Here is a 20958-nt window from a genome sequence, read left to right as displayed (position 1 = left end):
ACTCGTCCCATGGACTCCTGTTCCGATGCGCATTCTGCTTGTCGAAGACGACCGGATGATCGCGGAGGGCGTGCGCAAGGCGCTGCGCTCCGACGGCTTCGCGGTCGACTGGGTGCAGGACGGCGACGCGGCGCTCACCGCGCTCGGCGGCGAGACGTACGACCTGCTGCTGCTCGATCTCGGCCTGCCCAAGCGCGACGGCATCGATGTGCTGCGCACGCTGCGCGCGCGCGGGCTGTCGCTGCCGGTGCTGATCGTTACCGCGCGTGACGCGGTCGCCGATCGCGTGAAGGGGCTCGACGCCGGCGCCGACGATTACCTCGTCAAGCCGTTCGATCTCGACGAGCTCGGCGCGCGCATGCGTGCGCTGATCCGTCGCCAGGCGGGGCGCAGCGAGTCGCTGATCCGCCACGGCGCGCTCACGCTCGATCCCGCGTCGCACCAGGTGACGCTCGACGGCGCGCCCGTCGCGCTGTCCGCGCGCGAGTTCGCGCTGCTCGAGGCGCTGCTCGCGCGGCCCGGCGCGGTGCTGTCGAAGAGCCAGCTCGAGGAGAAGATGTACGGCTGGGGCGAGGAGATCGGCAGCAACACGGTCGAGGTCTACATCCACGCGCTGCGCAAGAAGCTCGGTTCGGACCTGATCCGCAACGTGCGCGGGCTCGGCTACATGGTCGTCAAGGAAAGCTGACGCGTGCGGTCGATTCGTCATCAATTGCTGATCTGGCTGCTCGCGATCGTCGTCGCGGGCGTGGGCATCGCGGGCTGGCTGATCTATCGGCAGGCGCTCGCCGAAGCGAACGAGCTGTTCGACTACCAGCTGCAGGAAATCGCGGCGGCGCTGCCGTCCGAGCCGTTCTCGCAGGTGTTCGGCTCGCGCACCAACGGCGACGAAGGCATCGTGATCCAGATCTGGAATCGCAACGGCGTGCTGATGTACTTCTCGCATCCGCGCGCGCCGATCGCGCCGCGCGCGGAGCTGGGCTTCTCGACCGAGCGCACCGATCGCGGCGAATGGCGCGTGTACGGTGCGATCGTCGGCGACAACGTCGTGCAGCTCGCGCAGCCGCTGTCGGTGCGCAACCGGCTCGCGGCGAACGTCGCGCTGCGTACGCTGTGGCCGCTGATCGTGCTGCTGCCGTTCCTCGGCGCGGCCGTCTGGATGATCGTCGGGCGCGGGCTCGCGCCGCTCGCCCGCGTGACGCGCGCGGTCGAGGCGCGCCGGCCGGAGGCGCTCGATCCGTTGCCCGACGCGCGCCTGCCGCTCGAGGTGCAGCCGCTCGTGCGCGCGTTGAACGGGCTGCTCGCGCGGCTGTCGGCGGCGCTCGACACGCAGAAGGCATTCGTCGCCGATGCCGCGCACGAACTGCGCACGCCGCTCGCGGCCGTGCAGATCCAGGCGCAGCTCGTCGCGCGTGCGAAGGACGACGCGTCGCGCCGCGAGGCGGTCGCCGATCTGCAGGACGGCGTCACGCGTGCGACGCGTCTCGCGGAGCAGTTGCTCGCGCTGGCGCGCGCCGAACCCGACGGCGCCACGATGCGCGAGCCGGTCGACCTGCAGGCGCTGCTTGCCGAATGCGTGGCCGCGCATGCGCCGCTCGCGCAGCGGCACGACATCGATCTCGGCTTCGAGGAGACGCGCGCGGCGACCGTCGTCGCGGACGTCGGCGCGCTGCGCGTGATGTTCGGCAACCTGCTCGACAACGCGGTGAAGTACACGCCCGACGGCGGCCGCATCGATGTTTCGCTGATGCGCGACGCGGCCGGCCGCACCTGCGTGCAGATCGGCGACAGCGGGCCCGGCATCCCGGCCGACGAGCGCGAGCGCGTGTTCGACCGGTTCTACCGCGACAGCTCGGCGCGCTCGCGCGCCGACGTGTCGGGCAGCGGGCTCGGGCTCGCGATCGTCAAGCGCGTGGCGGCACAGCAAGGCGCGACGGTGTCGCTCGGCGACGCGGCCGCGGGCGGCCTGCTCGTGAGCGTCGTGTTCCGCGACGCCGGGATCCCGGCGCCGGCGCCCGAATCCGTCTGAAGAACGGCGCCGGTGGTCCGGCGCCGACCGGCTTAAGCCCCGCTTGAGGCCGATTAAGCCTCCTTTAAGTCAGGGTCGTTACGCTGCGTCCTAACAAAGAGGAGGTCCTACGATGAATACCCGATTCCTTGCGCGCGGTGCCGTCGCGGTCGCCGTGGCGGCCGCCCTGTCCGCCGGCTATGTCGCAGGCACCCGCCGTGCCGATCCGCAGATCATCACGCCCGCGCAGGCGGCCGCGCTGATGCCGGCCGAGGCTGCGGCGAAGACCGGCATTCCCGATTTCTCCGGGCTGGTCGAAACCTACGGTCCGGCCGTCGTGAACATCAGCGCGAAGCATGTCGTGAAGCAGGTGTCGCGACGCGTGCAGCAGCCGCAGCTGCCGATGGATCCGAGCGACCCGTTCTACCAGTTCTTCAAGCACTTCTACGGCCAGGTGCCGGGCATGGGCGGCGACGCACAGCCGGACGACCAGCCGAGCGCGAGCCTCGGCTCGGGCTTCATCATCAGCCCCGACGGGTACATCCTCACCAACGCGCACGTGATCGACGGCGCGAACGTCGTGACGGTCAAGCTGACCGACAAGCGCGAGTACAAGGCGAAGGTCGTCGGCTCCGACAAGCAGTCCGACGTCGCGGTGCTGAAGATCGACGCGAGCGGCCTGCCGATCGTGAAGATCGGCGACCCGGCGCAGAGCAAGGTCGGCCAGTGGGTCGTCGCGATCGGTTCGCCGTACGGCTTCGACAACACGGTCACGTCGGGCATCATCAGCGCGAAGTCGCGCGCGCTGCCCGACGAGAACTACACGCCGTTCATCCAGACCGACGTGCCGGTGAATCCCGGCAACTCGGGCGGCCCGCTGTTCAACCTGCAGGGCGAGGTGATCGGCATCAACTCGATGATCTACTCGCAGACGGGCGGCTTCCAGGGCCTGTCGTTCGCGATCCCGATCAATGAGGCGATCAAGGTCAAGGACGAGCTCGTGAAGACGGGCCACGTGAGCCGCGGCCGCCTCGGCGTCGCCGTGCAGGGCCTCAACCAGACGCTCGCGAGCTCGTTCGGGCTGCAGAAGCCGGACGGCGCGCTCGTCAGCTCGGTCGATCCGAACGGCCCGGCCGCGAAGGCCGGCCTGCAGCCGGGCGACGTGATCCTGGCGGTGAACGGCTCGCCGGTTGCCGATTCCACGTCGCTGCCCGCGCAGATCGCGAACCTGAAGCCCGGCTCGAAGGCCGACCTGCAGGTGTGGCGCGACAAGGCGAAGAAGTCGATCGCCGTGACGCTCGGCGCGATGACCGACGCGAAGCTGGCGTCGAACGACGGCAGCCCGGTCGAACAGGGGCGCCTCGGCGTCGCGGTGCGTCCGCTCACGCCGCAGGAGCGCAGCGCCGACAACCTGTCGCACGGGCTGATCGTGCAGCAGGCCGGCGGTCCGGCTGCCAGCGCGGGCATCCAGCCCGGCGACGTGATCCTCGCGGTCAACGGCCGCCCGGTCACGAGCCCCGAGCAGTTGCGCGATGCGGTCAAGGGAGCAGGCAACAGTCTTGCTCTGTTGATTCAGCGCGATAATGCACAGATCTTCGTGCCGGTCGACCTGAGCTGACCGGCGGCCGTTGCGGGCCGGCCTGGCCGGCCCCGGCGGGCGCCGCCGTCGTTCGGCCCCGTGGTGCTGTGTTCCGACCCAAAAGGAGAGAGCCATGCAATATCTACGCAACGTGTCCCGATTTGCCGTCGCCGCGGCGCTGGCCGCGGGCCTCGCAGCCGCCGCGACCGGCGCGTACGCGCAGTCGGACGGCTTGCCCGCAGCGAGCCAGCAGGGCGATGTGAGCTACGTGTCAGGCGGCATCGGCAAGGATCAATCGACGGCATTCGAGCGCAACGAGGCGGCGTGGCCGCTCGCGCTGCGCTTCACCGGCAAGGGCGGTGAATATCTGGCCGACGTCCACGTGCGGATCGTCGACGGCAAGAGCAACGAAGTGCTGAAGACGGACGCACGCGGGCCGTACATGCTCGTGAAGCTGCCGCCGGGGCACTACACCGTCCATGCGTCGTACCAGGGCAGCGACGAGTCGCGCGCGGTCACGGTCGGTTCGAAGGGCGGCGCGAAAGCGGCGTTCCAGTGGAGCGCCCAGTAAATTGTCGGCGCGGCCCCGTCCGGGGTCGCGCAATCGGACGAAGTTTCGCCCATAATGAAAGCCACGGCTGCGTGCCGTGGCTTTTTCGTTTCCAGCGCCCGGCCTGCCCGCCGGGGCCGCCCGAAGGAGAAACGATGTCCGATTCCCCTCGCCTCGAAATCGTGCCGAACCGCCATCGCGTGCGGGTGATTCATCGCGGCATCACGTATGCCGATTCGCAGGGTGCGCTGACGGTGCGCGAAGCGGGTTTGCCGGACATTCACTATCTGCCGCGCGACGACGTCAATATGCGCCGGCTGGTGAAGTCGGGCGTCACGACGGCCTGTCCGTTGAAGGGTGAGGCCGTGCATTTCGATTTGCAGACCGAAGACGGCGTGATCGAGAACGCCGCATGGAGTTACGAGGAACCGCGGGAGGCCGCGTCCGCGCTTGCGCACTACGTTGCCTTCGACGCCGCACGGATCGACAGTCTCGTCGAGACATCCTGATGCGGCACGCGTTCATCGGGGAGGCATCATGGAACTGAACGACACGTTACGCGTACCGCTCGCGCCGGCGATCGTGCGGGACGCGCTCGAGGATCTCGCGCTGCTGCGGGCGAGCTTCGACCATTGCGAATCGTTCGTGAAGCTGCCGCACGGCGAGTTCGCGCTGACGATCACGGTGCCGCTCGGTCCGCTGCGCGCGCGCTACGACGTGCGCGCGCATTCGGCCGGCGAGCAGGGCGATGCGGAAGGGCGGCCGCGCCGCGTGCTCAACTTCAAGGCGCGGGCCGACGGCCTCGGGGCGCTGCGCGGTCAGGTCGAGCTCATGCTGCTGCCGGACGACGATGACGCCGATGCGACGCGCATCGACTACGTGGTGTGGGCGACCGCGAGCGGGCCGCTCGCCGAATTGCCGGCGCGGCAGATCGAGAACGCGCTGCGCGAATGGACCGACGATTTCTTCCGCGAATTCTGCGCGGTCGTGCAGGCGAAGCACGGACTCGTGCCGAACCGTGCGCGCCCGGGCCCGCAGCGTCGCCAGCACGTGTTCCTGCGGCCCGCGTCGATCATGGCCGCGACGAAGCGTCCGCTGCCGCCGCACGTGGGCGGCGCGCTGAGCGGTCGCGCCGCCAGTGCGCTCCATCATCGCGAATCCGGCCCGTTGCCCGTGTGGGTATGGGCGGCGATCATCGTGTTCGTCGCGCTGCTGCTTTACGCGGCGCGCTGGATCAACGGCGCCTGAACGCGCAGGCTGGTGGCCGGCCGCCGGCGGTTGCCGCGGCGGCCGCTACCGTCGCGCGTCGGTCCCGGCGCCGCGAAATTCCTTCCGATAGGCCGACGGCGACGTGCCGAGCGCGCCGGCGAAATGCTGGCGCAGCGACACGCTCGACCCGTACCCGGCCGCCTGCGCGATCGCATCGATCGATTGTCCGGTGGTTTCCAGCAGATGCTGCGCGCGCGTGAGCCGCTCCGCCTGCAGCCACGCGGTGACGGTCGTGCCGGTGGCCTGGCGGAAATGGCGCGTGAACGTGCGCCGGCTCATCAGCGCGCGGTCGGCGAGCGAATCGACGCTGTGCGCGACGTCCAGATGCGCGCGCACCCAGTCGAGCAGCGCCGCGAGCCGCGCGTCGCGCGGATGCGCGGCGACCGGCTGCGGCACGTATTGCGCCTGCCCGCCCTGGCGGTGCGGCGGGATCACGAGGCGGCGGGCGATCTGGTTCGCCGCGTCCGAGCCGAAGCGGCGGCGCACGACGTGCAGGCAGCAGTCGAGCCCCGCGGCCGTGCCGGCCGACGTCATCAGGTTGCCGTCGTCGACGTACAACACGTCGGGATCGAGCTTCACGCGCGGAAAGCGCTGCGCGAAATCGTCGGCCCACGCCCAGTGCGTCGTGGCCGGCCGCCCGTCGAGCAGCCCGGCCGCGGCGAGCACGTACGCGCCGAGGCACAGGCCGACGAGCTGCGCGCCGCGCGCGGCGGCTGCACGCACCGCGTCCAGCATCGCGTCGGGCGGCGCTTCGTCCGGGTCGCGCCATGCCGGCACGATCACGATGTCCGCGTCGTCGAGCGCATCGAGCCCGTACGGCGCGGTGATCGTGAAGCCGCCAGTCGTCGACAGCGGCCCGCGCTCGGCCGAGCACACGCGAAACTCGAACGCGGGCGTCGCGGCCGCATCGCGTTCCTTGCCGAACACGACGGACGGCACCGACAGGTGGAACGGGCTGATGCCGTCGTACGCGATCACGGCGACGACGGTCGGGGCAGGGGCAACGGGCGACGCAACGGCGCTCATGGCGGGCTCCGGGAGGGTGATGGCCCGATTCTATCGAAGAATGGCAATCGGGCCACTGTCCGCGTGCGCGGCACGATCCGACAATGCATCGCATCGCGCCGCCGGCCGCTCCGTTCCGGAGCGGGGCGGTGCCGCCGAACCTGGAGCCAGCCATGTCGAATGCCGCGTCGTCTTCCGCTTCCCGCCGTGCCCTTGTCGTGATCGATGTCCAGAACGAATACGTGACGGGCAACCTGCCGATCGAGTATCCGCCCGTCGACGTATCGCTCGCGAACATCGGCCGCGCGATCGACGCCGCGCATGCGGCCGGCGTGCCCGTGATCGTGGTCCGGCACGTCGCGCCGGCCGGCGCGCCGATCTTCGCGCCCGGCACGGACGGCGTCGCGCTGCACCCGGTCGTCGCCGGGCGGCCGTACGCGCACCTGATCGAGAAGGCGCAGGCCAGCGCGTTCGCCGGCACCGACCTCGCCGCGTGGCTCGCGGCGCACGGCGTCGACACGCTCGCGGTGGCCGGCTACATGACGCACAACTGCAACGCATCGACCGTCTATCACGCGGCGCACGCGGGGTTGAACGTCGAGTATCTGGCGGACGCAACCGGCGCGTTGCCTTACGGGAATGAAGCGGGCACGGTGAGCGCCGAGGAGATACACCGCGCGTACACGGTGGTGTTCCAGTCGAATTTCGCGGCGGTGATGTCGACCGATGCGTGGATCGCCGGACTCGCCGGTGCGGCGATGCCCGGGCGCGATTCGGTGGCCGCGTCGAACCGGCGGGCCCGCGCGCAACGCGTGAAGGCGGCCTGAGCGAATCGGGGAGGGCAGGGGAAGCGAACGGGCGGCGCGGTGCCCCCGCCCGTGCGCGGCCGGGACGATCGGCCGCCGATGACGATGAAACGGCGCGCATCGCGCCGTCGGCGGGCGGGCGTCAGTCGCCCATTTTCAGCATCGCGGGGCTGTAGCGCAGCATGTCGAAGCAGCCGTCGACGAGCTTTTCCGCATGCTGCTCGGCATCGATCTCGTCGGGCAGCATCAGCATGTCGCGCACGAAGCCGCTCACGAGCGTGTGCAGCATCAGCGTCGCGCGCCACGTGTCGAGCCGCTCGGGCAGCAGCTTGAGCCGCACGGCCACGGCGAGATCGGCGTCGATCGCATGCAGCGCCTCGCTCATCCCCGCGCGGTTGCGCTGCAATAATGGTTCCATATCGGCGACGTACTCGCACTTCATGAACAGGATGCTGAACACGCGCCGCAGCTGCGAGTCGCGCTGCACGCCGAGCAGGCACCAGATCAGGATCTTGCGGATCTTGTCGAGCGGGTTGCCGCCGGGCGCGTCGAGCGGCATCGTCTTCAGTTCGTCGATCGGCAGAAACACGCGGTCGAACATCGCGTCGAACAGTTCGCTCTTGTTCGCGAAATGCCAGTAGATCGCGCCGCGCGTCACGCCGGCGTGATGGGCGATGTCCGCGAGCGACGTGTGCGACACGCCTTTCTCGAAGAACACGTGTTCGGCGGCATCGAGAATGCGGTTGCGCGTCTCGAGTGCCTCCTCCTTGGTGCGTCTGACCATGTGCAGGCCTGAATGGGTCGATCGTAGGTGAATATAGGGTCTGCAACCCTCGTCGCTATTGCGTGGAGCGGCTATGCTTGCGACTGGTAATAGTTCGTAAGACTGCGCAGTTGGCGGCGGGCGAGCGGGCTTTTTACATACATTCGTGAATGTATATACAATACCACCCTACGATCGAATGACCCAAGTGGCAATCAGTTAATATCCCACTCTGCTGATTCCCGCCCAAGTAACCGTCCGCAGTTCGCGGCATCTCGTCGGCATGGAGGTTTCGTGCCGACGTGCTGTATCCAGCAGTCCAGTAATTCAGGTGTTCGATCTGCGCCGCAAGGCGCATCCGTGTGGCGTTCCGCTCGGGCGCCGCACTTATTCCAATGGTTATACACAGAGGTCGCTCCATGCGCGTCGAACGGGTTCCATACCGCTTACTCACTGTCGCGACGGCCGCCGTTTTCCTGGCCGCGTGCGGGAAAAAAGAATCGGCACCGCCGCCGCAAACGCCGGAAGTCGGCGTCGTCACAGTCCAGCCGCAAAACGTACCGGTCTTCACCGAACTGCCGGGCCGCACCAGCGCATTCCTCGTCGCGCAGGTTCGCGCGCGGGTCGACGGCATCGTGCTGCGCCGTGAATTCACCGAAGGCAGCGACGTGAAGGCCGGCCAGCGCCTCTACAAGATCGATCCGGCCCCGTACATCGCCGCGCTGAACAGCGCGAAGGCGACGCTGGCGAAGGCGCAGGCGAACCTCGTCACGCAGAACGCGCTGGTCGCGCGCTACAAGGTGCTGGTGGCCGCGAACGCGGTCAGCAAGCAGGACTACGACAACGCGGTGGCCACGCAGGGCCAGGCCGCAGCGGACGTCGCGGCCGGCAAGGCGGCGGTCGACACCGCGCAGATCAACCTCGGCTATACGGATGTCGTGTCGCCGATCACCGGCCGCGTCGGCATTTCGCAGGTCACGCCGGGCGCCTACGTGCAGGCGAGCCAGGCGACGCTGATGTCGACGGTGCAGCAGCTCGACCCGGTATATGTCGACCTGACGCAGTCGAGCCTCGACGGGCTGAAGCTGCGCCAGGACGTGCAGAGCGGCAAGCTGAAGACGAGCGGCCCGGGCGCGGCGAAGGTGTCGCTGATCCTGGAAGACGGCAAGACGTATTCGGAAGCCGGCAAGCTGCAGTTCTCGGACGTGACGGTCGACCAGACCACCGGTTCGGTGACCATCCGCGCGGTGTTCCCGAACCCGGGCCGCGTGCTGCTGCCGGGGATGTTCGTGCGGGCACGGATCGAGGAAGGCGTGAACGAGAACGCGTTCCTGGTGCCGCAGATCGGCGTCACGCATGACCAGAAGGGCCAGGCGATCGCGATGGTCGTGAACGCGAGCGACAAGGTCGAGTCGCATCCGCTGAAGACGAGCGGCATGCAGGGTCAGAACTGGATCGTCGAAGGCGGTCTGGAAGCGGGCGACCGCGTGATCGTGCAGGGTATCGACAAGGTGCGTCCGGGTGCGGCCGTGAAGGCCGTGCCGGCGCAGTTGCCGGCACCGGACGCAGCATCGGGTGCTGCCGCATCCGCCGCGCCGGCCGCCGCCGGTTCCGGTGCCGCCGCCGCATCGGGCGCTGCACCGGCGAGCGCCGCCGCTGCGTCGAGCGCGCAATAACAGGGAGCCTGTTTCATGGCAAAGTTTTTTATCGATCGCCCGATCTTCGCGTGGGTGATCGCCATCATCCTGATGCTGGCCGGGGTTGCGGCGATCTTCACGCTGCCGATCTCGCAGTATCCGACGATCGCGCCGCCATCGATCCAGATCACCGCGAACTACCCGGGCGCTTCCGCGAAGACGGTGGAAGACACGGTGACGCAGGTGATCGAGCAGCAGATGAGCGGTCTCGACAACTTCCTGTACATGTCGTCGACGAGTGACGACTCGGGCAACGCCACGATCACGCTGACGTTCGCACCGGGCACCAACGCCGACATCGCACAGGTTCAGGTCCAGAACAAGCTGTCGCTCGCGACGCCGATTCTGCCGCAGGTCGTGCAGCAGCTCGGCCTCAAGGTGACGAAGTCGAGCAGCAGCTTCCTGCTGGTGCTCGCCTTCAACTCCGAAGACGGCAGCATGAACAAGTACGACCTCGCGAACTTCGTGGCGTCGCACGTGCAGGATCCGATCAGCCGGTTGAACGGCGTCGGTACCGTCACGCTGTTCGGCTCGCAGTACGCGATGCGGATCTGGCTCGACCCGAACCGCCTGACGAACTACGGCCTCACGCCGGTCGACGTCAGCTCGGCGATCACAGCGCAGAACGTGCAGATCGCGGGCGGCCAGATCGGCGGCACGCCGGCCAAGCCGGGCACCGTGCTGCAGGCGACGATCACCGAATCGACGCTGCTGCAGACGCCCGAGCAGTTCGGCAACATCCTGCTGAAGGTCAACCAGGACGGCTCGCAGGTTCGCCTGAAGGACGTCGCGCAGATCGGCCTCGGCGGTGAGAACTACAACTTCGACACGAAGTACAACGGTCAGCCGACGGCCGGCCTCGGTATCCAGCTCGCGACCAACGCGAACGCGCTCGCGACCGCGAAGGCCGTGCGCGCGAAGATCGACGAGCTCGCACCGTTCTTCCCGCACGGCCTCGTCGTGAAGTATCCGTACGACACGACGCCGTTCGTGAAGCTGTCGATCGAGGAAGTGGTCAAGACGCTGCTCGAAGGGATCGTGCTCGTGTTCCTCGTGATGTATCTGTTCCTGCAGAACCTGCGGGCGACGATCATCCCGACGATCGCGGTGCCGGTGGTGCTGCTCGGCACGTTCGCGATCATGTCGATGGTGGGCTTCTCGATCAACACGCTGTCGATGTTCGGCCTCGTGCTCGCGATCGGCCTGCTGGTGGACGATGCGATCGTGGTGGTGGAGAACGTCGAGCGCGTGATGGCGGAAGAGGGGCTGTCTCCAAGGGAGGCGACCCGCAAGGCGATGGGCCAGATCACCGGCGCGCTCGTCGGCGTGGCGCTCGTGCTGTCGGCGGTGTTCGTGCCGGTCGCGTTCTCCGGCGGTTCGGTCGGCGCGATCTATCGCCAGTTCTCGCTGACGATCGTGTCGGCGATGGTGCTGTCCGTGCTGGTCGCGCTGATTCTGACGCCCGCATTGTGCGCGACGATCCTCAAGCCGATCCCGGAAGGCCATCACGAAGAGAAGAAGGGCTTCTTCGGCTGGTTCAACCGCACGTTCAACAACAGCCGCGACAAGTACCACGTCGGCGTGCACCACGTGATCAAGCGCTCGGGCCGCTGGCTCATCATCTATCTGGTCGTGATCGTCGCGGTCGGGCTGCTGTTCGTGCGCCTGCCGAAGTCGTTCCTGCCCGATGAAGACCAGGGCCTGATGTTCGTGATCGTGCAGACGCCGTCGGGGTCGACGCAGGAAACGACCGCGAAGACGCTCGCGAACATTTCCGACTACCTGCTGAAGGACGAGAAGAACATCGTCGAATCGACGTTCACGGTCAACGGCTTCAGCTTCGCCGGCCGCGGCCAGAACTCGGGTCTCGTGTTCGTGAAGCTGAAGGACTTCTCGGAGCGTCAGCATGCGAACGAGAAGGTCCAGGCGCTGATCGGCCGGATGTTCGGTCGCTACGCGGGCTACAAGGACGCGGTCGTGATTCCGTTCAACCCGCCGTCGATTCCGGAACTCGGCACCGCCGCCGGCTTCGACTTCGAGCTGACGGACAACGCGGGTCTCGGCCACGACGCGCTGATGGCCGCGCGTAACCAGCTGCTCGGGATGGCCTCGAAGGATCCGACGCTGCAGGGCGTGCGTCCGAACGGGCTGAACGATACGCCGCAGTACAAGGTCGACATCGATCGCGAGAAGGCGAACGCGCTCGGCGTGACGGCGGATGCGATCGACCAGACGTTCTCGATCGCGTGGGCGTCGAAGTACGTGAACAACTTCCTCGACACCGACGGCCGGATCAAGAAGGTGTACGTGCAGTCGGACGCACCGTTCCGGATGACGCCGGAGGACATGAACATCTGGTACGTGCGCAACGGGTCGGGCGGGATGGTGCCGTTCAGCGCGTTCGCGACCGGTCACTGGACGTACGGTTCGCCGAAGCTCGAGCGTTACAACGGCGTGTCGGCGATGGAAATCCAGGGTCAGGCCGCACCGGGCAAGTCGACCGGTCAGGCGATGACGGCGATGGAAGGGATCGCGAAGAAACTGCCGGTGGGTATCGGCTATTCGTGGACCGGCCTGTCGTTCCAGGAAATCCAGTCGGGCTCGCAGGCGCCGATCCTGTACGCGATCTCGATCCTGGTCGTGTTCCTGTGTCTCGCGGCACTGTATGAAAGCTGGTCGATTCCGTTCTCGGTGATCATGGTGGTGCCGCTCGGCGTGATCGGCGCACTGCTCGCGGCGACGATGCGCGGCCTCGAGAACGACGTGTTCTTCCAGGTCGGCCTGTTGACCACGGTGGGCTTGTCCGCGAAGAACGCGATCCTGATCGTCGAGTTCGCGCGCGAGTTGCAGCAGACGGAGAAGATGGGGCCGATCGAGGCCGCGCTGGAAGCGGCGCGCCTGCGGCTGCGTCCGATCCTGATGACGTCGCTCGCGTTCATTCTCGGCGTGCTGCCGCTCGCGATCAGCAACGGCGCGGGTTCGGCGAGCCAGCACGCGATCGGTACAGGCGTGATCGGCGGGATGATCACGGCGACGTTCCTCGCGATCTTCATGATCCCGATGTTCTTCGTGAAGATTCGTTCGATCTTCAGCGGCGAGAAGGAAGACGTCGACGAGGCGCTGCGCCTGGCTCAGGAGCACTCGCACCACGAAGAGAAGCCGGGCAACGGCGACGAAGGCAACAAGGGACAGTGATGATGCAAAAACACGCTTTGACTGCAATCGCGGTCGCGCTCTTTGCCACGGGCTGCACGATGGCGCCGCATTACAAGCGGCCCGACGCGCCCGTCGCGCAGGCGTACCCGGCCGAAGGCGTCTATGCGACGCAGCCGGGTGCTTCCGGTGCACGCAGCGCGAACGGCCAGGCGGCCACCGCCATCGGCTGGCGCGAATTCTTCGTCGATCCGCGCCTGCAGCGGCTGATCGAGATCGCGCTGAAGAACAATCGCGACCTGCGCGTGTCGGTGCTGAACATCGAGGCGGCGCGCGCGCAGTACCAGATCACGCGCGCGGGCCTGTTCCCGACGCTCGACGGCACGGGCACGGGCAATATCCAGCGCGTGCCGCAGGGCCTGTCGACGACGGGCGCGCCGTACATCTCGCGCGCCTACAACGTCGGGCTCTCGGCGTCGTGGGAGCTCGACCTGTTCGGCCGCGTGCAGAGCCTGAAGGACCAGGCGCTCGCGCAGTACCTGTCGACCGCGTACGCGCGGCAGGCATTCGAGATCTCGCTGGTGTCGCAAGTGGCGGATCAGTACCTGACGCTGTTGTCGACCGACGACCTGCTGCAGGTCACGGAAAACACGCTGAAGTCCGCTCAGGCGCAGTACGACCTGACGAAGCTGCAGTTCGACAACGGCACGGGCTCCGAGCTCGACCTGCGTCAGGCGCAGACGGTCGTCGAGCAGGCGCTCGCGAACCAGCAGCAGCAGGCGCGTGATCGTGCGCAGGCACTGAACTACCTGGTGCTGCTGATCGGCGAACCGCTGCCGGACGATCTGCCGGCGGGCATGCCGCTCGACGCGCAGAACCTGCTGACGGACGTGCCGGCGGGCCTGCCGTCCGACCTGCTGACGCGTCGTCCGGACGTGATGCAGGCCGAGCAGACGCTGCTGGCCGCGAACGCGAACATCGGTGCGGCACGCGCGGCGTTCTTCCCGCGCATTTCGCTGACGGGCGCGTTCGGCACCGGCAGCCCGACGCTCGGCAGCCTCTTCAAGGCCGGCACGGCGGCGTGGTCGTTCGCGCCGCAGATCACGATGCCGATCTTCGAAGGCGGTCAGAACATCGCGAACCTGAACCTCGCGAACGTGCAGAAGCGCATCGAGATCGCCAACTACGAGAAGGCGATTCAGTCGGCCTTCCGCGAAGTGTCGGACGGGCTGGCCGCACGCGGCACGTACGACCAGCAGATCGCCGCGCTCGAGCGCAACGAGCACGCGCAGCAGCGCCGCTTCGATCTGTCGGACCTGCGTTACAAGAACGGTGTCGACAGCTACCTGTCGGTGCTGACCGCGCAAACCGATCTGTACACCGCGCAGCAGACGCTGATCAGCGCACGTCTGGCACGCTGGACGAACCTTGTCACGTTGTATCGCGCACTGGGCGGCGGCTGGATCCAGCGTGCCGGCGACACGCCGCGCGCACCCGACCAGACGGAAGACTACGACAAGGCAGCCGCACCGGCGCCTGCGTCGGCAGCGACGACGAACGGGTAAGTACGACGGCGGGCAGGGGCGGGCGACCGCTCCGGTTCGCCGAAGCGCTGGACCGTACATGCAAAACGCCACGGACGCTCGTCCGTGGCGTTTTCTTTTTGGGCGGCGGGTTTGCGGTGAGGGCGGGGAAGGCGGGGCGGGGGGCGCGCGTGCTGTCGTTGCGTTGAGCGGTGGAGCCGAGCGACGTTGCATGGCACGCTGTCGCCAGCCGCCAGCCGCCAGCTCCCCATCGCCAGAACGCTCCCGCCCTCGCAGCCACCCCCGCCTCTGCGCCCCGCACAAAGCAAAACGCCACGGCATGCCGTGGCGTTTTTCCTTTACCGCGTCGCGCCGCGATCCGGCGCGTCCGGGTCGGGCCGATCAGTGATGCACGTCGGCCGGGCGTCCGTCGAAGTCGTGTCCGGCGCGGCGGATGTCGCAACGTGCGTCCTTCTCGCCTTTCACGCCGTTGAACACGACGTTCAGGATCACCGAGGTCACCGACGCCAGCAGGATGCCGCTATGCAGGATCGGTGCGAGTGCCGGCGGCAGCTTCGAGAAGAAGTGCGGCGACACGACCGGCACGAGGCCCATGCCGATGCTCACGGCGACGATGAACAGGTTGTGCGTGTTGTTCACGAAGTCGACCTTCGACAGCACCTTGATGCCGTTCGCGGCCACCATCCCGAACATCACGATGCCCGCGCCGCCCAGCACGAACGGCGGCACCGATGCGACGACCTGCGCCATCTTCGGGAACAGGCCGAGCAGCACCAGGATCACGCCGCCCGTCGCGCAGACGAACCGGCTCTTCACGCCCGTCACGCCGATCAGGCCGACGTTCTGCGAGAACGACGTATGCGGGAACGAGTTGAAGATGCCGCCGATCAGCGTGCCGAGACCGTCGACGCGCAGGCCGCGCACGAGACGCTCCTGGTTGACCGGACGGTCGACCATGTCGCCGACGGCGAGGAACATCCCGGTCGATTCGATGAACGTCACGAACATCACCGTGACCATCGTCGCGATCGACAGCGGGTCGAAGTGCGGCCAGCCGAAGTGGAACGGCATCACGATGCCGACCCAGGCGGCGTGCGCCACGCCGTCGATATTCACGCGGCCGATGGCGAACGCGATCACGAAGCCGGCGACGATGCCGAGCAGCACCGAGATGTTCGCGAGGAAACCGCGGCCGTACTTGTTGATCAGCAGGATCAGCGTAAGCACGAGCAGCGACAGGCCGAGGTAGACGGGGCTGCCGTACTCGGGGTTGCCGACGCCGCCGGCCGCCCAGTTGATGCCGACTTCCATCAGCGACAGCCCGATCACCGCGATCACGGTGCCGACGACGACGGGCGGGAAGAACCGCAACAGCTTGCCGATCATCGGCGCGAGCACGATGCCGATGATGCCGGCCGCGATCGTTGAACCGAAGATGTCGAGAATGCCGAGGCCGGGGTTGGTGCCGATCGCGATCATCGGGCCGACTGCCGCGAACGTGCAGCCCATGATGACGGGCAGGCGGATCCCGAAGATCCACAGGCCGAGCGTCTGGATCAGCGTTGCGATGCCGCACGAAAACAGATCGGCGCTGATCAGAAACGCGATCTGGTCTTTCGGCAGCTTCAGCGCGCCGCCGATGATGAGCGGCACGGCGACAGCGCCGGCGTACATGACGAGGACGTGCTGGAGACCAAGCGTTACAAGCTTGCCGGTCGGCAGCACCTCATCGCACGGATGGACCGTGTTCGATTGCATCTGTCTCACTCCATGATCTTGTTTTCGGGGTGATACGAAGTTATGCGGAATGCACCATCGCAACAAGAGCGCTGGGTTCTATTCCGTTCTTTGCTGGTTCGATATGCCATTTCGGCATGAAACGGGGTGTCGATCATCGGGAAACTGCCGCAGGAGTGAGGTTCCCCGGTTTTATAGCCCTCCAAAATAGCGCGGACCCCCGAGTCAAATATAGGCGGCTTTATGGTGTGTATCGCGCGTGCGGCATAGTGGCAAAAACGACCTGCGAAAAATCGTGCCGGGTTAACCCGCGAGCAGCCGTTTTTGCCGTCAAGGTGCACCCGGGTGCCACCGGCCGGTCGCGGCCGCGTTTTGGCGTCGTCGATGCGGAAATCCGCCGCGTAAATCGGGGCGCGTATCGCGATCCCGCTATCATCGATATCCGTTCATTCGAATATCGCCCCCCGTCATGCGCCTGCTCGGAATCGACCTCGGCACCGGCTCCGTCAAACTCGTCACGCTCGATGCCGACGGCATCGAGCGTGCGGTCGCGAGCGAACCCTATTCGTTGTCGTCGCCGCAGCCGGGCTGGGCGGAAATCTCGCCGCACGTCTGGTGGGATGCGCTGGTGCGCGCCGCCGCGAAATTGCCGGACGGCGAGCGCGAGCAGGTCGTCGCGATCGGTTTCTCCGGCCAGATGCATGGCGTCGTGCTGATCGACGCGGCCGGGCAGCCGGTGCGGCCCGCGCTGCTGTGGCCCGATACGCGCGCGGTGCGCGAAGCCGATGCGGCCGGCCGGCCCGTCGCCGGTTTGCCCGTCGCACCGAACCCCGTCGCGCCCGGCATGGCGGGGCCGCTGCTGCGCTGGCTGGCCGAACACGAGCCGCAGGCATTGCGTGCCGCGCGCTGGGCCGTGCAGCCGAAGGACTGGCTGCGCATCGCGCTGGGCGGCGACGTCGCGGCCGATCCGAGCGACGCGTGCGCGACCGCGCTCGCGACGCCGGACGGCGCGTGGGACACGCCGCGGATCGCCGCGCTCGGCCTGCCGGCCGACCGCTTCGCGCCGGTGCGCGCGTCGGGCATGCGCTGCGGCGCGCTCGGTGCGCAGGCCGCCGCGGCACTCGGGTTGCCGGCCGGCGTGCCGCTCGCGACGGGCGCCGCCGATACCGCATGCGCGGCGCTCGGCAGCGGGCTCGTCGCGGCTGGCGACGCCCTGCTGACCACCGGCAGCGGCGGCCAGATCGTCGTGCTCGCGGATACGTTGCCGCCTGCGCGGCGCGGGCTGCATCGCTATCGCACGGCGGCGGGCGGCGGCTATTACACGATGGCCGCGATGCAGAACGTCGGGCTTGCGCTCGAAGCCGTGCGCGGCTGGCTCGGCTATGCGAACTGGCCCGATGCATACGACGACGCGTTCGCGCAGCCGGCGTCCGGGCGGGTGTGTTTTCTGCCGTATCTGACGGGCGAGCGCTCGCCCTGGATGAACCCCGATGCGCGCGGCGGCTGGCTCGGTCTCGGGCTTGGCGACACGCGCGGCGCGATGATGCGCGCGGCATTCGAAGGCGTCGCGTTCGCTTTGCGCGCGGGGCTCGATGCGATTCGCGATGCGAACCATGCCGATCCGGTGACGACGCTGCGCCTCGCGGGCGGCGGCTCGGTCGATCCGCGCTGGCGACAGTTGCTCGCGGACGCGCTCGGCGCGTCGCTCGACGCGGTCGACTGCCCGAATGCCGCGACGCGCGGTGCCGGGCTGCTCGCGGGTGTCGCAATCGGGCACTGGCGCGAAGACGCGTTGCACACGCTGGCGCCGGCCGCATCGCCGGTCGCCGCGCCGCGCGACGATCGTGCGCTGGCCGCACGTCACGCACGTTTCGTCGACCTGTATGCGCGAACGGATGCATGGTTCACGGCGGGTGTTTAAACTCGGGCACTTGTCCGGTTGCGTCAGCGATGACGTATCGTGGCAAGCCGACGGCCGTTTCCGGCACACGATGCGTGCCGGGATCGACGATCATGCCCGGCACGATAGGGGCCGCATGTGCCGGGCGGTTTGGCTCGACAAGGGGCCGGTCGCTCGGGGCAGCACCGGGCGCTGGCTTCGCGACGCGGACGCAAGTCGATGATCTGATTACACGCGCGCTGCCGCCCGGGAAGATCGACGGCGGCCGCGACCTGATGAACGGGAGCGAATCGTTTCGCTCGATCGTGCTGTATTGAACGGAAGGGAAACCCCATGCTCGAACTCGTTTCTTCGCATGCTTGCCACGGCGGCGAGCAACGCTTCTATCGCCACGACTCGAAGGCGATCGGCCTGCCGATGAAGTTCTCGGTGTACCTGCCGCCGCAGGCCGCGCACGGCCGCGTGCCGGCGCTGTTCTATCTCGCGGGGCTCACGTGCACCGACGAGACGTTCGCGATCAAGGGCGGCGCGCAGCAATACGCGGCGCAGCACGGCATCGCGCTCGTGATGCCCGATACGAGCCCGCGCGGCGCGGGTGTGGCGGGCGAGACCGATGCGTGGGATTTCGGCGTCGGCGCGGGCTTCTACATCGACGCGACGCAAGCGCCGTGGTCGACGCATTACCGGATGGAGTCGTACGTGACGGGCGAACTGCGCGAGCTCGTCGCGGCCGAGCTGCCGATCGACGGCGCGCGGCTCGGAATCTTCGGTCACTCGATGGGCGGGCATGGCGCGCTGACGCTCGCGCTGCGTCACCCGGGCCTGTACCGGTCGGTGTCGGCGTTCGCGCCGATCGCCGCGCCGACGCGCTGCCCGTGGGGCGAAAAGGCGTTCTCCGGTTATCTCGGCGCCGACCGCGAAGCGTGGAAGCAGCACGATGCGAGCGAACTCGTCGCGCGCGCGGATGCGCCGAAGTTCGCGGACGGCATCCTCGTCGACCAGGGCCTCGCCGACCAGTTCCTCCCGAACCAGCTGAACCCCGACGTGTTCGAAGCCGCGTGCGCGCAGGCCGGGCAGCCGCTGACGCTGCGCCGTCATGCGGGCTACGACCACGGGTATTACTTCATCTCGACGTTCGTCGCCGATCACATCGCGCATCACGCGCGCGTGCTGGCGCGGTGAGCACGGCGCGCTGCATCGCGCGCATGAAAAACGCCGGCGCTGCCTTCGGGCACGCCGGCGTTTTCGTTTGCGCGGCTAGACGGCGGGACGATCAGTGGTGGCGCAACAGACTCGCGCCATACACCAGCGCCGACAGCGCGGTGATCCAGAAGCTCGTCGGCCAGTCGGTGTGATACGCGAGCGCGATCCCGACCCACGCTTCGAACAGGGCGAACAGCGCAGCGAGCAGCACGCCCGTCGACAGTCGCGTCGCCACGTTCTGCGCGGCCGCGGCCGGCCCGACCAGCAGCGTGAACACCAGCAGCACGCCGACGATCTGCGTGGCCGCGGCGACCGCAAGCGCGCACACCGCGAGGAACAGCACCGACACCGTGCGCAGCGACACGCCCTTGGCCTCGGCGAGTTCGGGCTGCAGCGACGCGAACAGCAGCGGCCGCGCGATCAGCGCGAGCGCGATGAGGCTCACCGCGCCGATGCCGGCCAGCACCGCGAGCGTGTCGTGGCTGACCGCGAGCACGTTGCCGAACAGCAGCGCGGTGACCTGCGTCGCGAACGACGTATAGAAATGCAGGAACAACAGCCCGAAGCCGAGCGCGCCCGACAGGATCACGCCGATCGCGACGTCGCGGCCCGCGAGCCGTTCGCCGAGCGCGCCCATCCCGATCCCGGCCGCGAGCGTGAAGCCGACCATCCCCCAGATCGGCGAGATGCCGAGCAGCACCGCGCCCGTCGCGCCGGTGAAGCCGACGTGCGACAGCGCGTGGCCGGCGAAGGTTTGTCCGCGCAGCACCAGGAAGTAGCCGACGATGCCCGCGAGCACCGCGACGATCCCCGACGCGGCGAACGCGTTGATCATGAAGTCGTATTCAAACATCGTGCGATTGCCCGGGATGAGCGTGTCCGTGGTGGTGATGGCCGTGGCTGCCGCCACCGCCGTGCGAGTGACCGTCGTCGTCCTCGTGTTCGTGATCGTGCTTTTCGATTTCGACGTCGCCGGACATCACGAAGATCTTGCCGTTCACGCGCATCACGTCGATCGGCGAGCCGTAGAGCCGCGACAGCACGGGCCGGGTGATCACCTCGTCGACGGTGCCGAGCGCGGCGACGCCGTTACCCAGATACAGCACGCGGTCGAGCGCGTTCAGGAGCGGGTTCAGCTCGTGCGCGGAGAACAGCACGGTGATGCCGAGCTCGCGCTGCACGTTGCGCACGAGTTCGACGACGCCGCGCTGATGGTTCGGATCGAGGCTGATCAGCGGTTCGTCGAGCAGCAGCAGCTTCGGGCTGCCGAGCAGGCATTGCGCGAGCAGCAGGCGCTGGCGCTCGCCGCCCGACAGTTCCGACAGCGGCCGGCGCGCGAGCGTCGGGCCGCCGACGAGATCGAGCACGCGGTCGACGTCGCGCCGCGTCGCGGCGTTCGTGTGCGGCAGCCCCCAGCGGTGCCCGTCGGCGGCCATCGCGACGAAGTCGTAGCCGCGCATCCGGCGATTCGCGAGGCCGCTGCGGATCTGCGGCATGTAGCCGATCGACGCGTTGCCGCGCACGACCGGCACGCCGCCGACCGACAGCGTGCCGCCCGACACGGGAACGAGGCCGAGCACCGCGCGCATCAGCGTCGTCTTGCCCGCGCCGTTCGGCCCGAGCACGCCGACGAATTCACCGGGTTCGATCGAGAAGCTGACGTCGCGCAGGATCGTGCGTCCGCCCAGTTCGAGCGTGACGCGATCGACGGCGAGTGCGTGGGGAGTGTCGGTCATGTCGTTGC

Annotated in this window: 17 protein-coding genes; 12 read left to right on the top strand and 5 right to left on the bottom strand. The window is 68.1% G+C overall.

Going from position 1 to position 20958, the window contains the following annotated elements; all coding sequences use genetic code 11:
• Positions 1-25: 25 nt before the first annotated feature.
• From DCN14_RS28530 to DCN14_RS28505, 6 genes are all read left to right on the top strand, one after another.
• A complete protein-coding gene (locus tag DCN14_RS28530; protein ID WP_041490448.1) occupies positions 26-688 on the top strand; it encodes a response regulator in 663 nt (220 codons plus the stop codon).
• Positions 689-691: 3 nt separating this feature from the next.
• Complete coding sequence (locus tag DCN14_RS28525) at positions 692-2029, top strand: ATP-binding protein (protein WP_096507199.1); 1338 nt, start codon at positions 692-694, stop codon at positions 2027-2029.
• A gap of 112 nt (positions 2030-2141) precedes the next feature.
• Positions 2142-3626, top strand: coding sequence for a DegQ family serine endoprotease (locus tag DCN14_RS28520; RefSeq protein WP_096507200.1), 1485 nt, complete (start codon positions 2142-2144; stop codon positions 3624-3626).
• A gap of 94 nt (positions 3627-3720) precedes the next feature.
• The gene (locus tag DCN14_RS28515) at positions 3721-4158 is read left to right on the top strand and encodes a carboxypeptidase-like regulatory domain-containing protein (protein ID WP_096507201.1); all 438 of its coding nucleotides are present in this window, start codon (positions 3721-3723) and stop codon (positions 4156-4158) included.
• Positions 4159-4292: 134 nt separating this feature from the next.
• On the top strand, positions 4293-4646 hold the full coding sequence (locus tag DCN14_RS28510; RefSeq protein WP_096507202.1) for a DUF427 domain-containing protein: 354 nt from the start codon (positions 4293-4295) through the stop codon (positions 4644-4646).
• A 28-nt stretch (positions 4647-4674) separates the two neighbouring features.
• The gene (locus tag DCN14_RS28505; protein WP_096507203.1) at positions 4675-5385 is read left to right on the top strand and encodes an SRPBCC domain-containing protein; all 711 of its coding nucleotides are present in this window, start codon (positions 4675-4677) and stop codon (positions 5383-5385) included.
• Between the two features lie 45 nt (positions 5386-5430).
• On the opposite strand, the gene DCN14_RS28500 is transcribed toward DCN14_RS28505, so the two are convergent.
• Complete coding sequence (locus tag DCN14_RS28500; RefSeq protein WP_096507204.1) at positions 5431-6432, bottom strand: helix-turn-helix domain-containing protein; 1002 nt, start codon at positions 6430-6432, stop codon at positions 5431-5433.
• Between the two features lie 152 nt (positions 6433-6584).
• Here DCN14_RS28500 and DCN14_RS28495 point away from each other — a divergent pair, with 152 nt between their 5' ends.
• Complete coding sequence (locus DCN14_RS28495) at positions 6585-7238, top strand: cysteine hydrolase family protein (protein ID WP_096507214.1); 654 nt, start codon at positions 6585-6587, stop codon at positions 7236-7238.
• Between the two features lie 121 nt (positions 7239-7359).
• Here DCN14_RS28495 and DCN14_RS28490 read toward each other — a convergent pair whose 3' ends face one another.
• Positions 7360-8001: a TetR family transcriptional regulator gene (locus DCN14_RS28490; protein WP_096507205.1), complete on the bottom strand. Its 642-nt coding sequence runs from the start codon at positions 7999-8001 to the stop codon at positions 7360-7362.
• 398 nt (positions 8002-8399) lie between these two features.
• Between DCN14_RS28490 and DCN14_RS28485 the strand changes: the two genes are divergently transcribed.
• The 3 genes from DCN14_RS28485 to DCN14_RS28475 are packed head-to-tail and all read left to right on the top strand — an operon-like array spanning position 8400 to position 14395.
• Positions 8400-9656, top strand: coding sequence for an efflux RND transporter periplasmic adaptor subunit (locus DCN14_RS28485; RefSeq protein WP_096507206.1), 1257 nt, complete (start codon positions 8400-8402; stop codon positions 9654-9656).
• A 15-nt stretch (positions 9657-9671) separates the two neighbouring features.
• Positions 9672-12872, top strand: coding sequence for an efflux RND transporter permease BpeB (gene bpeB, locus DCN14_RS28480; protein WP_096507207.1), 3201 nt, complete (start codon positions 9672-9674; stop codon positions 12870-12872).
• Positions 12872-14395 carry an efflux transporter outer membrane subunit gene (locus tag DCN14_RS28475; protein WP_096507208.1) on the top strand — a complete coding sequence of 508 codons (1524 nt, stop codon included), beginning with the start codon at positions 12872-12874 and terminating at the stop codon, positions 14393-14395. The genes bpeB and DCN14_RS28475 overlap by 1 nt, the downstream gene beginning before the upstream one ends.
• Positions 14396-14755: 360 nt before the next feature.
• Here the strand turns inward: DCN14_RS28475 and DCN14_RS28470 are convergent, their stop codons facing one another.
• Positions 14756-16132: a nucleobase:cation symporter-2 family protein gene (locus DCN14_RS28470; protein ID WP_162826251.1), complete on the bottom strand. Its 1377-nt coding sequence runs from the start codon at positions 16130-16132 to the stop codon at positions 14756-14758.
• A gap of 448 nt (positions 16133-16580) precedes the next feature.
• Between DCN14_RS28470 and DCN14_RS28465 the strand changes: the two genes are divergently transcribed.
• Both DCN14_RS28465 and fghA read left to right on the top strand, forming a co-directional pair.
• Positions 16581-18032: an FGGY family carbohydrate kinase gene (locus DCN14_RS28465; protein ID WP_115531458.1), complete on the top strand. Its 1452-nt coding sequence runs from the start codon at positions 16581-16583 to the stop codon at positions 18030-18032.
• A 312-nt stretch (positions 18033-18344) separates the two neighbouring features.
• Positions 18345-19193: an S-formylglutathione hydrolase gene (fghA, locus tag DCN14_RS28455; RefSeq protein WP_096502486.1), complete on the top strand. Its 849-nt coding sequence runs from the start codon at positions 18345-18347 to the stop codon at positions 19191-19193.
• A 91-nt stretch (positions 19194-19284) separates the two neighbouring features.
• On the opposite strand, the gene DCN14_RS28450 is transcribed toward fghA, so the two are convergent.
• Positions 19285-20067, bottom strand: a complete 783-nt coding sequence (locus tag DCN14_RS28450) for a metal ABC transporter permease (RefSeq protein ID WP_096502518.1) — start codon at positions 20065-20067, stop codon at positions 19285-19287.
• On the bottom strand, positions 20060-20950 hold the full coding sequence (locus DCN14_RS28445; RefSeq protein WP_096502484.1) for an ABC transporter ATP-binding protein: 891 nt from the start codon (positions 20948-20950) through the stop codon (positions 20060-20062). Before DCN14_RS28445 ends, DCN14_RS28450 begins: the two co-directional genes overlap by 8 nt.
• Between the last annotated feature and the right edge of the window lie 8 nt (positions 20951-20958).

It is taken from the genome of Burkholderia sp. IDO3, from assembly GCF_003366075.1.
GTDB classification, from domain to species: Bacteria; Pseudomonadota; Gammaproteobacteria; order Burkholderiales; family Burkholderiaceae; genus Burkholderia; species Burkholderia anthina.
This window is presented reverse-complemented; position numbering and strand designations above follow the sequence as displayed.

Excerpts from the sequence above, each read along its gene's own strand:
- DCN14_RS28530 (WP_041490448.1), top strand. The coding sequence starts at position 26 with ATGCGCATTCTGCTTGTCGAAGACGACCGGATGATCGCGGAGGGCGTG.
- DCN14_RS28520 (WP_096507200.1), top strand. The coding sequence starts at position 2,142 with ATGAATACCCGATTCCTTGCGCGCGGTGCCGTCGCGGTCGCCGTGGCG.
- DCN14_RS28515 (WP_096507201.1), top strand. The coding sequence starts at position 3,721 with ATGCAATATCTACGCAACGTGTCCCGATTTGCCGTCGCCGCGGCGCTG.
- DCN14_RS28510 (WP_096507202.1), top strand. The coding sequence starts at position 4,293 with ATGTCCGATTCCCCTCGCCTCGAAATCGTGCCGAACCGCCATCGCGTG.
- DCN14_RS28505 (WP_096507203.1), top strand. The coding sequence starts at position 4,675 with ATGGAACTGAACGACACGTTACGCGTACCGCTCGCGCCGGCGATCGTG.
- DCN14_RS28500 (WP_096507204.1), bottom strand. The coding sequence starts at position 6,432 with ATGAGCGCCGTTGCGTCGCCCGTTGCCCCTGCCCCGACCGTCGTCGCC.
- DCN14_RS28495 (WP_096507214.1), top strand. The coding sequence starts at position 6,585 with ATGTCGAATGCCGCGTCGTCTTCCGCTTCCCGCCGTGCCCTTGTCGTG.
- DCN14_RS28490 (WP_096507205.1), bottom strand. The coding sequence starts at position 8,001 with ATGGTCAGACGCACCAAGGAGGAGGCACTCGAGACGCGCAACCGCATT.
- DCN14_RS28485 (WP_096507206.1), top strand. The coding sequence starts at position 8,400 with ATGCGCGTCGAACGGGTTCCATACCGCTTACTCACTGTCGCGACGGCC.
- bpeB (WP_096507207.1), top strand. The coding sequence starts at position 9,672 with ATGGCAAAGTTTTTTATCGATCGCCCGATCTTCGCGTGGGTGATCGCC.
- DCN14_RS28475 (WP_096507208.1), top strand. The coding sequence starts at position 12,872 with ATGATGCAAAAACACGCTTTGACTGCAATCGCGGTCGCGCTCTTTGCC.
- DCN14_RS28470 (WP_162826251.1), bottom strand. The coding sequence starts at position 16,132 with ATGCAATCGAACACGGTCCATCCGTGCGATGAGGTGCTGCCGACCGGC.
- DCN14_RS28465 (WP_115531458.1), top strand. The coding sequence starts at position 16,581 with ATGCGCCTGCTCGGAATCGACCTCGGCACCGGCTCCGTCAAACTCGTC.
- fghA (WP_096502486.1), top strand. The coding sequence starts at position 18,345 with ATGCTCGAACTCGTTTCTTCGCATGCTTGCCACGGCGGCGAGCAACGC.
- DCN14_RS28450 (WP_096502518.1), bottom strand. The coding sequence starts at position 20,067 with ATGTTTGAATACGACTTCATGATCAACGCGTTCGCCGCGTCGGGGATC.
- DCN14_RS28445 (WP_096502484.1), bottom strand. The coding sequence starts at position 20,950 with ATGACCGACACTCCCCACGCACTCGCCGTCGATCGCGTCACGCTCGAA.